The organism is Citrobacter braakii, assembly GCF_002075345.1.
GTDB classification, from domain to species: Bacteria; Pseudomonadota; Gammaproteobacteria; order Enterobacterales; family Enterobacteriaceae; genus Citrobacter; species Citrobacter braakii.
This window is the reverse complement of record NZ_NAEW01000002.1, coordinates 155,819-168,400: the sequence shown is the minus strand read 5'-3', so window position 1 is coordinate 168,400 and position 12,582 is coordinate 155,819. Positions and strand designations below refer to the sequence as shown.

The 12,582-nt window shown below is 42.3% G+C and carries 11 protein-coding genes, 2 tRNA genes and 1 pseudogene; 4 read left to right on the top strand and 10 right to left on the bottom strand.

All coding sequences use genetic code 11. The features are described 5' to 3' along the window. Positions 1-345: 345 nt before the first annotated feature. Entirely contained in the window at positions 346-1,143 is a 798-nt protein-coding gene (locus tag BZK42_RS05275) for an AraC family transcriptional regulator (RefSeq protein ID WP_080858865.1), read from the bottom strand. Positions 1,144-1,355: 212 nt separating this feature from the next. Between BZK42_RS05275 and BZK42_RS05270 the strand changes: the two genes are divergently transcribed. From BZK42_RS05270 to BZK42_RS05260, 3 genes are read left to right on the top strand one after another with little or no spacing between them, the layout of a single operon-like run. Then, positions 1,356-1,994 carry a tRNA-dependent cyclodipeptide synthase gene (locus BZK42_RS05270; RefSeq protein WP_080858864.1) on the top strand — a complete coding sequence of 213 codons (639 nt, stop codon included), beginning with the start codon at positions 1,356-1,358 and terminating at the stop codon, positions 1,992-1,994. A 36-nt stretch (positions 1,995-2,030) separates the two neighbouring features. Continuing rightward, the gene (locus tag BZK42_RS05265; protein WP_080858863.1) at positions 2,031-3,212 is read left to right on the top strand and encodes a cytochrome P450; all 1,182 of its coding nucleotides are present in this window, start codon (positions 2,031-2,033) and stop codon (positions 3,210-3,212) included. Position 3,213: 1 nt separating this feature from the next. Further along, positions 3,214-4,566, top strand: coding sequence for an MFS transporter (locus BZK42_RS05260; protein ID WP_080858862.1), 1,353 nt, complete (start codon positions 3,214-3,216; stop codon positions 4,564-4,566). Between the two features lie 40 nt (positions 4,567-4,606). Here the strand turns inward: BZK42_RS05260 and BZK42_RS05255 are convergent, their stop codons facing one another. The 9 genes and pseudogenes from BZK42_RS05255 to mtfA form a co-directional block, all read right to left on the bottom strand. Further along, a complete protein-coding gene (locus BZK42_RS05255) occupies positions 4,607-5,491 on the bottom strand; it encodes a phage integrase N-terminal domain-containing protein (RefSeq protein WP_080858861.1) in 885 nt (294 codons plus the stop codon). Positions 5,492-6,659: 1,168 nt separating this feature from the next. Beyond that, on the bottom strand, positions 6,660-6,869 hold the full coding sequence (locus BZK42_RS05250) for a TraR/DksA C4-type zinc finger protein (RefSeq protein WP_080858860.1): 210 nt from the start codon (positions 6,867-6,869) through the stop codon (positions 6,660-6,662). A gap of 1 nt (position 6,870) precedes the next feature. Beyond that, entirely contained in the window at positions 6,871-7,443 is a 573-nt protein-coding gene (locus BZK42_RS05245; RefSeq protein WP_080858859.1) for a DUF2857 domain-containing protein, read from the bottom strand. Positions 7,444-7,465: 22 nt separating this feature from the next. Further along, entirely contained in the window at positions 7,466-7,669 is a 204-nt protein-coding gene (locus BZK42_RS05240; protein WP_080858858.1) for an AlpA family transcriptional regulator, read from the bottom strand. 126 nt (positions 7,670-7,795) lie between these two features. Then, positions 7,796-8,707 (bottom strand): hypothetical protein, encoded by a 912-nt coding sequence (locus BZK42_RS05235; protein ID WP_080858857.1) that lies wholly within the window; start codon positions 8,705-8,707, stop codon positions 7,796-7,798. Between the two features lie 244 nt (positions 8,708-8,951). Next, a pseudogene (locus BZK42_RS05230) lies at positions 8,952-9,245 on the bottom strand (integrase); the annotation flags it as partial. Between the two features lie 577 nt (positions 9,246-9,822). Beyond that, positions 9,823-11,091, bottom strand: a complete 1,269-nt coding sequence (locus BZK42_RS05225; RefSeq protein ID WP_080858856.1) for a tyrosine-type recombinase/integrase — start codon at positions 11,089-11,091, stop codon at positions 9,823-9,825. 161 nt (positions 11,092-11,252) lie between these two features. Continuing rightward, positions 11,253-11,328 (bottom strand) — tRNA-Asn (locus tag BZK42_RS05220). A 99-nt stretch (positions 11,329-11,427) separates the two neighbouring features. Further along, positions 11,428-12,225 (bottom strand): DgsA anti-repressor MtfA, encoded by a 798-nt coding sequence (gene mtfA, locus BZK42_RS05215; protein WP_046275704.1) that lies wholly within the window; start codon positions 12,223-12,225, stop codon positions 11,428-11,430. A gap of 93 nt (positions 12,226-12,318) precedes the next feature. Here mtfA and BZK42_RS05210 point away from each other — a divergent pair. Further along, a tRNA-Ser gene (locus BZK42_RS05210) sits at positions 12,319-12,408 on the top strand. Positions 12,409-12,582 lie beyond the last annotated feature (174 nt).

Sequence of the window (12,582 nt, the reverse complement as noted above, 5' to 3'; positions counted from 1 at the left end):
CTTAAGCGGGCTTCTTAAATTTGGCTCCTCTGACTGGGATCTACTTAGCCATTAACTGGCTGATTATTAATCTAAATAAAAAAATACAATTCGTCAAGACCCCCGAAATGACCACCATTTAACTTTATTTACAAATACTGTTTCAAAATAGAAGATCACTTTGCTGAGAGCCTTGTTTGTCAGGGGAGACATTCAGAACTCAATCCTCAGCCTAGAATACAGGATTGACGCCGGGCTAGAACTTTAGCTCTCCATTTAGCTAAAACCTCGAGTAGAGCGCTAATTTGAAACGTTATTTATAATGGTTAAAATATAATATGAAATATATAAAATTTTTAATATAGATTATAAGTTATTTTTACCTCTCATCATTTCTTTATAATTTCCTGGTGTTGTACCGAATATACGACGAAAAAGAGTAATGAATGCACTAACATTATCATATCCAAGATCTAAAGATATTTCAGTCACTTGCTTACCAGACGCTAACATTTCAAGGGCAATGAGTAAACGAACCCTTTGACGCCATTCAGTGAATGTAAATCCGGTGTCACGAATAAAATTACGTGTTAGTGAACGTGGTGAAATACCAGCCCAAGTAGCCCAATCTGTCATACGTTTGTCATTGCCGGGTTCATTTGCAAGGGCTAGAGCAATTTTTAGTAGCTGAGGTTTTTTTGGCATAGGTAATCCTAAGCCTACTCTAGGCATTGTGCGAATTTCATGAAGGAAAACATACGAAAGATGTACTTGTGCAGGTTCCAAAACCGTGTTTTGCCATTTTGTCATTCTGGCCACAGTTTCACGTAATAATCCTGAGAGTTCTAAAATACATGGTTTATCAGGAAGGTCCGTACAAGCAGAGTTGGCTACATATACACTCCACCCTTTAAATGGGCCATGTGACCCTAAAAGGCTATGTGATACATAGGGCGGTATCCATACAGCATGAGTTGCAGGCACAACCCAGCGACTCCCGTCTGCATCAATTGAAATTAGTCCTTGAATAGCTCCGAGTAACTGCCCACGAGAGTGGCAATGGGGATCTGTTATCCTCATTTTGTCAGACTCTACAACAACAGATAGTATAAAAGGTTCTGCCTCAGAGGACGCTTTGTCTGGAGATATCATTGGCGTATTCATAAAATGGCCTTAAAAAGGTATAGGATGGCCTTTTTAACGTAGCAAGGCCAAAATGCTTTGTCTAGAATTAATTCAAACTATTATATTAAGAAATGAAATTTATATTTAGTCATCATTAAAAATAAGACCAATAATCTTATAATTAAATTTAGATATTCTATTTTTCATAATGTGAGTGTAACTTTTACTTCGGGATTAATGGCGGTTATATTATGAAAGAACAACAGGTTTTATTTGGAATAAGTCCTTTTAACTCCAGATTCAGTGATGTTTATCTTGAAAACATGTTAGATTGGGGGTTTGATAACTATGATAAAGTTGATGTTTTACACCCTCATGAAGAAGCCAGATATTTATTAATGGGGTGTGGTGATAACGAGAATAAAGCTAAGAAAAAGTCTAGAAAAGAATTTTACAGGGCAGAAAGGATTATACATAATTATATTTCAAAAACCGGATGCACATTATCATCTGGAAAGATACTTCGATTTTCCGATTTTTATGGAAATATTGCCTATCAGTATTTTTTAGAAAAGGTTAGGAAAGATTATGGTGACAATAGTGATTTTTACACTCTGTGCACAGAACAATCTGAAAAAGCTATTATAAAAAGAAAAATATCAACCGAGAACCAAAGCATGATAAATAAAAAAGAAATTGAAATTGCGACTGAATATATATTGAGAGAATTACCATTTTTAATCGCTCCATCAGTACTATTAGCAACAGATAGAAATGTTCATATATCATACTATTGCACATGGCCTGTGGCTGATTATTTATACCAAGATAATTTATCATTATCTCCACACTCATATACAAAAATAGTTATAAAGGATCATGTGGCTTAATTGAATCTAATAATATTATATCATAAGGAGTCATCTATGCTAAATAAAGTCTATTCATTTCCTGGAGTTTTATCCGAACAATATAAATTAGATCCTTATTCGCATATAGATCTATTAGATAAAAGAGAAAATATAATATATGACCAGACTCTGAAATCTTATCTTGCTATCAGCTATGATGCTGTTCAATATGTTTTAAATAATTCGGGTATATTTTCAACTAAGCCGTTAGCAGAAAGAGCTGAACCTGTAATGAGGGGAAAAGTCCTTGCGCAAATGGAGGGTAAAGAACATAAGACAAAAAGAAGAATTATATTAAGACAGATCACTGGCAGTATATTAAGGAATTATTATGAGCCGATTCTTTGTTGTTTATGTGATTCTCTTTTAGAAAGAATCACTAAAAAAGATTCGTTTAATTTTATTTCTGACTTTGGGAATAAATATGCGTTGCTTACTACCTTTAATATAATTGGATTAAATCAGAATGATTTTTATTATATTTTAGATAGATTAAGGTTAATAGTGATTTTTGCAACAGGGTTTAATCTTTCTGAGCATGAAAAGAAGGAGGCTTTAAAATCCGCCGAAGAACTTGAAAAAATAATATTAGAGTTAATAAATGAAAGAAGGAAAAGTTTAGGAGATGATATTATTTCTTTTATAATAAAAGAAAGTAACGCAGAAAATATAATAACCGACAGTGAGATTGTAGCTCTTTCACTTAACATTTTATTAGCAGCATCTGAACCTGTTGATAAGGTATTGGCTAACTGTATTTATCATCTATATAGAAATAGTGATTGTATTTCTAGTTTGATAAATGGGGCGTGTAGCTATAATAATGTATTACAAGAAAGTTTGAGGATTACGCCACCTGTTCATTTAATTCCAAGAATGATAGAAAAAGATGATTTTTTTGAGGGGGTAAAACTAACAAAAGGTGAACTTATATATTCTCTTATTCCATCAGCTAATAGAGATGATAGTTATTTTGAAAGACCTAATGTTTTTGATCCTTACAGAAAATATAAAGGACATCTATCTTATGGGAGTGGGGCTCATGCTTGTATTGGTGCTCAGTTTGCAAATGCGCAACTTAATATTGCTCTTAAAAAGCTGATGCCCATTTTACAAATATATAAAGAAAAAATGCCTCCAACTTTTTATGGTATATATACTCGCGGAGTAAAAGAGTATCACCTTGAGAGAGTTTGATATGAAAAAATTACATATTGAAAATAATGAAAGACGATTGATATATGCAATGATGTTTGCAGGAATTTTACCTCTTCTTGATAGTAGTATAGCAAATGTCATTCTTCCAAATATTTCGCACGATACAGGCATATCTTATAATTATGTGCAATGGATTATTGTATCCTATATGTTGTCATGCTCTGCGGGAATTTTGATATCTCCTTTTACAAGTAAGAAATATGGCATAAAAAAAACATGGTTATATTCACTGTTAATATTTATGGTAGGATCATTATTAGTAGGGCTTTCTTTTAACTCAACATCTCTAATTCTATCAAGAACTCTACAGGGTTTTGGGGCTGGAATTTTAATGCCAGTTACACAATCAGCATTAGCAATTCAGTTTGGTAAAGAGCGGTTAAGGGGGATAATGGCATTAATTGCTATTCCTGCTGTATTTGCCCCCGCTGTTGGACCACTATTAGGTGGGGGGTTGGCTGATATTATAAGTTGGAGGTATGCTTTTTTTATTAATATTCCTATTGTATTGGTTTCATTATATCTTGGGGGGAAAGTGATACCTCGTTCTGAAAGTGTGGATATTAAATTAAATGCTTTTGTTTATATTCTTTTTTTTATCTCACTTGTATTTGTGTTTGCGTCCATTTCCTTTTTAACTACAAAAAAAATTCCAATAATCTATAGTATGACTCTGTTTGTTGTTGGGATGGTATTATTATTAAAAACGGTTTTAATCAATAATAAATCTAAAGTTCAAATAATAAACCTTAATCAATTTAAAATACCTGAATATACATTATCTATAATTATGGGTTTTTTGACATCTTTAATATTTTTTGGATTTCTTGTATTTTTTCCTTTATTAAAATCCATTCAATCCAATGCTTCTATAATATACATTGGTTTTCTTTTATCTTTACAAGGAGTGGGTGCATGGTTAACAAGAAAATTTATCTACTCTAAATTGAATGAATATAATCTGTTCCTGATTATAGGTGTTGGAATTATTGTTTCGGCTTTGAGTATATTGTTGATTGAAAATGGAAACGAATTATTTGAATATTCAGGTTTTTTTATTAGGGGAATAGGTTTAGGTGTAGCAACAATTTCTACGTTATCTGCTCCTTTTGAGTATGGGCAAAAAAAATATACACATGATACCAGTGCGATAACAAGAATAACACAACAGACTGGAGGCGCTTTTGGTGGATTAGTTGCAGGAGGATTAATACATTATATGGATCTAAAGGTAATTAACTCATATGATGCTTATAATATATTGTTCTGGATGTCTATATTAATAGGCGCACTTTCAATTTTAATAGTTTATTTTATCACCAATAAAAAATGATGATAAAATAATAAGCTTTTTATGGGTGTTTATATTCATTTTAATTTCCAATATATATGGAAGTAACAGAAATGCGGGAGTGTCCCAGTTCTTCTGAAATCCGTCTCCTTATCCCGTCATCCTTCCGGCGTTCTTCCCGTCGCATGGTGCGTCGGGAGTCTCCTCCAAGAACGGGCGGCTTTCGTCCGCTCAGTTCTTCATAACGGCGCTGTGCGTAAGCATGTCTCAGACCGTGAGTATGTCCAGTACCAACAGATGCCGTTTCCCGTTCAAACACCCGCAGGTGCTCCCGGTAGCTGCGATCCGGGGGGATAAGACTGCCACTTCCCGTAAGCTGGCGTACTTCTGCCAGTAACTGGCGCTGTTCCTGTGTCAGAACCGGGATCGAGCGGGGACGCCCCCCTTTTGTCCATGAGGGTTTAAGGCTGATGGCGCTGACGCTGTCCGGGGACTGGCCTTTCAGCGCCCATGACACCCGGAACTTCATTGACTCCTCACGCCGTAATCCGAAAGCCTCCTGGAGGCGAAGCGAAAGCGCCACCCACGGTGAAATCGTGGACAGGTCTTTCCCCGCCAGCGTTTCTGCCTTGCTCTCATTCGTCACCAGGTGGCGCCTGCCGATACCGTATTCTTCGCTGGTTTTTACGGCTCCCGGATTACCGATTTTTTCAGCCCACCACCGCAGCATGGCGAGGCGGTTTTTCATTGTGGCATCAGATAACGCCTGCTGTTTCCATAATGACACCAGGCGGTTAACATGCCTTCCTTTCAGGTCATGGACGGACATAACGCGCGTATGAAAACCCACGGACTGTAACTGGTCAGCCATCAGTTGCAGTCCGTTATGACGGTTCTTTTGTGTGACAAACGCCCCGTCATGGTTACGTTTGCACAGGTTTTTCAGTTCGTAGTTCAGTTTATTCATATGCCGTGCGCCGTGGCGCGTATCCTCTGGTAAGTGTTAATGTTCTGCCAGCCGTAAAGACGGGGGCAGTGGTGAAGCATAAAACAGCGGCATTTCCGCAAGGGCGGCGGGACGCTCCGTTATGCGGCGTTGTCGGCCTGAGCGGAGGCGGATTTTAGTCCATCACGCGCCTGTCACTCTGTAAAAAAGCTCCCGGAGCGCGTGATGTCTGGTTTGTGCGCCAGCGTCACTCCCCTGGATGGAGTGACGCTGGTTCCCGTCCTCTGCGCCCGTTGAAAAAAAATCAACGGAGACGCAAGGGGGAGACGAAACCACAGCCGTTACGTGGCATCAGCGGCGTTTAATCTGTTCGCCTCAGTTTTGCCCTTCCCGGAACTCCGCCCTGCCGCACAGGGACTCTGCCAGCTACGGTGGATGTGAGCCACCATACAGTGCCGTACAGCCGGTTCAGGTCATGACCACCCGAAGGCGTTTCTCTCAGGTCACAGAAACATTGGCTCGCAGGCACCCGAAGGCGTTGCTCTCAGCCTGCTGTTCATCCCTGGCAACATTGGTGCAGGACTACCATCTTCTGAGCAGACACCCCTGCCAAAGGTCTCTGTTCACGCAGTGGCGCGACATTCCGTTCACGACACCGCCCCGGTTATACGGTTAATCAGTCCGCATAATCTCTGGCTCCTGTGGGTGTGCGCTTTCCCGGCAACACGACTTTCTCAACCCGTCAGTCTTTGGCTCCTGGTCGCCCGAAGGCGTTGTTTTCAGACCAGCAGGGGCAGGCCCGCCCCCAACAACATTTGCAGTTGCTTTCGCAACGATTTGGCAGCGTCAGTGTAGTGACAGGTGTACATTCAAAGGAACAGGAAACCATTATTCGAAAGTTAAAAAATAAACCGCCGATAAGCTGAATTTAAACAGAATAAAATATCAGTGAAATAAGAGTATGGTGAGCATAAATTATATTCAGTGGGGAAGTCTGCGGGATATAAGCATAACGGTGTGATATTCCGCTGTAACACCAGGCGTGTTCGGTGCTCACTCCGTTGCGCTCCGCCTCATGCCTGGCGTTACAGCGTTGCAGATTAAACAGACAGTCCATACAGACTTATGCCTGGTCAGCCTGTTTAAAACAATAAAAATCGCCTTCCGTTAAAGAAGGCGTTTTTTACTGTCAACGCTGGCGGCGTTCATTTTCAGACTGGCAATCAAAACAGGTTTCCACGCCCGGCAGAATTTTTCTTCTTTCTTCCGGTATGGGTTCACCACAAAACCGACAGTAATATAAAGATTCAGATGATGCAGGGCGAAAACGTTTCTTTTCAATCAGTGATTCCAGATAACTGTCATAATGCGCCTGATCACGGTCGATCTCATCAGCCATATTAACCACCTCCTTTCAGTATATTATTTTCAAAAAGTTTTATACGACTTCTGATAACGGTCAGTGAAAATGTATAACCTTCGTTATATAATTCCTCCGTGATTTGCATCATGGCATCCAGGGCCTGGAGTGACTCAGTGTTTTTCTGGTGTTTTTTCTTCCATAATAACCATATTCTGGCATCTGTATTTTCGTCCGGGATAACTTTACGTCCGTTGGGGATGGTAATGCCCAGTAATCTTCGCCTTGCGGCAACGTCAACCGTATTGAGACCAAAATATGTATAAAGAATTTTGTGTGAAGCACCGAGGCGAACCGCCCGGTTTATTTGCTGCTGATACTGTAATTCCTGACGTGAGCGGATAAGGATATTTTTTAAACGTTCATGATTAACGGATACATCAATAAACATCAGGGATGTTTTGCTGATAAAAAACAGTTCATCCAGCGACAGTTTATTAATTTCTCTCATTTCATCCAGCGTGAGTCCTATGGTGTTACAGTATTTAAGATTCCCCTCCCTGACAGCCTGTAATGCAAAGATCAGTGTCATATAGTTAATTGACGGAAGCATAATCAGTCCTCTAAGTCGATTGTTAATAAGAATGTTTCTGGTTTCGTTCAGCCAGTCTCCGGTTAATCCACTCATCAATTTCTGATTCAAGCCATGCGACGCTGGCAGGACCGATTTTAATGGAGCGGGGGAAACATCCCTGTTGCATATACAGATAGATCTGCGCGCGCTTTATTCCGGTTTTGGCTTCAACCTGTTTAAGCCGTAATAGCTGATGATGTGCCATGTCCTTTTCCTGTCGTGCTGTAAGTGGTGTGGCGGGCTGGTGACAGAAGAGCACAGCGGAGAGGAGGAATGGAAGCGGGTGAATCCTTATTAAGGATTTTGCGATCCTTATTAAGGATTTTCAGATTCACCTGCGCCGACCGTCCGGGAAGGGACAACCCCGCTCCAGCGCGGCTTTAAGCGTGTCGCCGCTGAGTTTATCGGTGATCTCATCCTCCCTGGCCCACTGTTCGAAAATGGACAAGAGTTTATAAGGCTGACCGATTAATGAACGGATGGCCTCGTTATGCCAGCAGGCCAGCCAGAAGAACCGGGCGAGAGCGGAAGAGGTACGTGTGGAAGCGGGAGCGGAAGTATACAGTGCGAGTAATTTCTCAATTTCAGTACGCCGGATGACAAAACAGGCATCGCCGGGCAAATCGTGAAGCGGGAAATATTCACGCTGATAAAGAATACTGTTATTTATTCCGGTCATATATTCATCAATTTGTTCAGCCATATTTACCGGTAATTTTACCGTCTGGTGTTTTATTCTTTCCTGCCAGGTAATCTTTTCAAATGTCTGGAATATCTCCCCGGAGATAAAAACAGAAACACCCAGGTTCTGATAAATATTTCCTTTTTCAGGTAACGGGAGAGAAAGCTCACGTGCAAGTAAACGCTGTACCGCTACATATTCATAGCCTGTCAGTAGTGTATCGATAATACTACACTTTGGATGGAAGAAATCACCTTCCGTACCTGCCACAAGATTTAAATCATGTATAAAGCAGTCAGTTTCAAGATAACATAATCTTTTTATCAGGTGAGAGCCTGCATCCCTGAGTTTTATTTTATTATTCACTCTGGATGTTTTGCGTAAAATAACAGGAGACTGGAAGTAGACGGAAAGAAAAATATCACCATCTAACGCATGACGATAAATATCACTTTCAGTTAAAGAAATCCCCGTTGACTGATTTATTATTTTAACGGCTTCACTGACTGTCTGCCAGTTAAGTACAGGTTTTTTATTGTTTAAATTATTATTTTTCTGCATGGTGAACTCCTTGCTGATATATGTAGCCTCTGTGGTTTGTCCATATTGATGAGAAAACAGTAAACATTCTGAATTATAGTTGATACTGTTCAGCGTGACGGGAAACACATCTGACAAAGGAATTACTAACAGATTGTTGAATTGTTATTTATTTATTTTTCCAGGGCAGATGTAATCTGGTTTATATAAATAAAAAAGGCACCTGATTATACAGGTGCCTTTTTATTCAGGTGTTAAACTTCAGTTATTCATGAACTCGTGAATACAAATAAGGGACAGTATATCCCTGACAATTGAAATCAATATAATCAGACCAACACTGCATTATTTGCTTACGGGTTTTCAGGCGAATACAGGCCAGTCACACAGTATTACGCTCCTGGTGGCTCATCTGGCGATCCACCGCATCCTGTGACCGCAGCCCCGACTCCATGAGGTCGCTGCACGCCATTAGCCGGAAACCGTGACCACAGATATCCTGTTGTTTTGTGTCATAACCCGTCAGACGCAGTACCTTGTTGACCGTATTTTCACTCACGGTCTGCCGGAACAGTGTGCTCTGTGCGCATTTTAGTCCTTCCCCGGATGTAACGCACACCCACGGCACATACTGCGAATACCATGATCGTGGGAAGCGCATATATCACATTGACTAATTTACCGAAAAATATCACTTTCAGTATTGACCAGACGATGAAAAATAAAAGACCTGTTATAATTCCGACAGCAAATATTTTATCATACTTTCTCTCATTTCATATTTTCATCAATGTTAAAGAAGAAGAAATTACTATTGTAATGGAACTATACCAGCCCGGTATTCAGAATGAGTGTAAAGCGCATTATAAGCATCTTTAAAGTTTTTATTCCTTAAATTCGCCGGGAGGTGGGGAAGTTCAGGAATGCTTTTCAGTGTCCGGTAGAGCTTCATACGATATCCCTGCTTTGTTCAGAACGAGAACCCCGGACAGAAACCAGATAAAACAAATCCACCCCTGGATTATCGGCGACTGATTTCAGCCGGGTAAGTTATCGTAACATTGTGTACCCCGGCATACGAGAAAAAAGCCGCTCCGGTACAGTCTGAAACGACTTTTTATCGCTGATTATGCCTCTCATGATACCCTGTTGCTTCTTTCCTGACTCAGGATATACGGCGGCACGTAAACCTCCCGACACGTATCCAGGTAATCAGACCACCACTGCATTATTTGCTTGCGGGCTTCCAGATGCTCCGCTTTATGAATATAAGCCAGCCGTACAGTATTACGCTCCTGGTGGCTCATCTGACGCTCCACCGCATCCTGTGACCACAACCCCGACTCCATCAGGGCACTACACGCCATTGCCCGGAATCCGTGACCGCAGATATCCTGTTTTGTGTCATAGCCCATCAGCCGCAGCGCCTTGTTGACCGTGTTTTCACACATGGGCTTAAACGGGTTATGGTCGCCGGGAAACACCAGCTCATGATGACCGGAAATATCCTGAATCCTTTTCAGAATGGTGATGGCCTGGCGGGACAGTGGCACGATGTGCGCAGTGCGCATTTTAGCGCCGCGCCCTGAATAACGTACTCCCGCAATAGCTTCGCGGGTGGCGGGGATTGTCCAGACCTTATTTCTGAAATCAATCTCGCTCCAGCGGGCAAAGCGCAGTTCGCTGGAGCGGATAAACAGATGCAGCGTCAGCAGGACGGCAAGCCGGGTAAGTTCTCGTCCCTGTTGATAACCGTCAATACGCGCCAGCAGTTCCGGCAGCCTTTCCAGCGGCAGGGCAGGATAATGGCGTTTAACAGGGGGCATCGTCACCCCGTCGAGGTTTGCCGCCGGGTTACTGTCGGTTAATCCATGATGTACGGCGTAACGCATGATGTTACAAAGGTGCTGCCGGGTACGGGACGCAACTTCCAGCAGTCCCTTTGCTTCAATTCCTTTGAGCAGGTCAATGAAATGACGGGGTTTAAGTTCCGTGACTGACAGATGACCAATCACCGGGAAGATATGATTGTTCATGCTGGCAAGCAGGCGGTCGGCGGTATTCTGCGACCATTTTTTGTTGCTTTGATGCCAGGCAAGCGCGACGGTTTTAAACACTTTCTCCGGCGAGCGTAAAGCCCGTTCAGCCGCCCGTTGTTGTGCCGGGTTGATATTCTGAGCCAGCATCCGGCGAATGCCTTCACGTTGCTGACGCGCAGCGGAGAGGGATACAGCGGGATATGCGCCCAGACCAATACGGGATTCCCTGCCGTTGATACGGTATTTGAGATACCAGTGACGGGAGCCGCCCGGACTGACCAGGAGATAAAGACCGTGGGAATCGGAGACCTTAAAGGGTCTGGATGAAGGTTTAAGACTGCGGATTTTTGTATCGTTGAGAGACATATGGGGGTCACTCCATAATCGAACCAACCTGACCCCAAATCTGACCACCAATTTTCCCGGATGCACAGGATTAAATCAATACGCACCGGGAAGGGTTTTTACGCTAACTTGTTGAATCTTAAACAGATAGAGATTCAGGAAGAAGCATAAAAACAGTGAATTGGCTCCTCTGACTGGACTCGAACCAGTGACATACGGATTAACAGTCCGCCGTTCTACCGACTGAACTACAGAGGAATCGTGTGAACGAGGCGCATATTACTGACCTCATCATGAGGTGTCAACAGTAAAATTAGCGCGTCATTTCAATTGGTTAATTAATCTTCAAATTCAGTGTTAATGCGTGTTTGGTGAGCGATAATCGTCGTCTCCCCGGGTATCGCGTAACCGCTCCATGGGGTTCTGGCGATAAAACTGGATGAAACGCTGCCATAAGGCAGGAAAACGCGGAGCAAATAATTCAGGAGCACTGAAAAAATACTCGGATAGCACGGCAAAGCATTCAGCCGGATCGGTCGCTGCGTAGGCATCTATACTGCACGCAGTTTCTCCAACCAGATCGATCTCATCCTGAATATTGTTCATTGCAGCATGCAGGTCGTGTTCCCAACCGGCGATATCGCGTAGGGGAATCGCCGGAATACCGCTGGCACGATCGCCATTACGCATATCAAGCTTGTGCGCCACTTCATGGATGATCAGATTAAAGCCGGAGGCATCAAAGGAATCCTGAATATCAAGCCAGTTGAGGATTATCGGGCCTTGTTGCCAACTCTGCCCGGACTGTACCACGCGTTGATTATGCACCAGCCCAATATCGTCTTCCCATTCATCGTCTACGACAAATGGGGCAGGGTAGATGAGAACTTCATGAAACCCGTCGAGCCACTCAATCCCCATTTCCAGAACAGGTAAACAGAATAGCAGAGCAATGCGCGCACTTTTTAGCGGGTCCAGCTCAAACCCCTGAAGAGCGACTACTCTTTTTTGTTGTAAAAAGCGCTCGGCCAGGGCAATAAGTCTGGCTTGTTCTTGCTCGGTGAGATTCACCAAAAGGGGAATAGCTAGGGCGTCGTCCCACGGCCAATCGTCACTCCGGGTTGCTTCTTGTTCTTTCCAGGGCCACTTAATCATCGTTTTGCTCGCAAACTCGTCACTTGAACGAAATTGACGGAACTGGGTCTGTTAAAATGCCAAATTACCTGGCATCATGGCAACCGCCAAAACGGAGAGATGCCAGAGCGGCTGAATGGACCGGTCTCGAAAACCGGAGTAGGGGCAACTCTACCGGGGGTTCAAATCCCCCTCTCTCCGCCACTATTCAAACACTTAGCTCAATTCCTTTCAACGACTCATGTCACACTTGGTATAGTGTTGGTATACTTTCTTGGTATATTCCTTCGCATACATTACCCCATTACTACAAATCAAGAGCTAGTATTTTGTCATAAAATGCTGTCTGCTTTTTTTTTCTTGCCATATACATCTTCT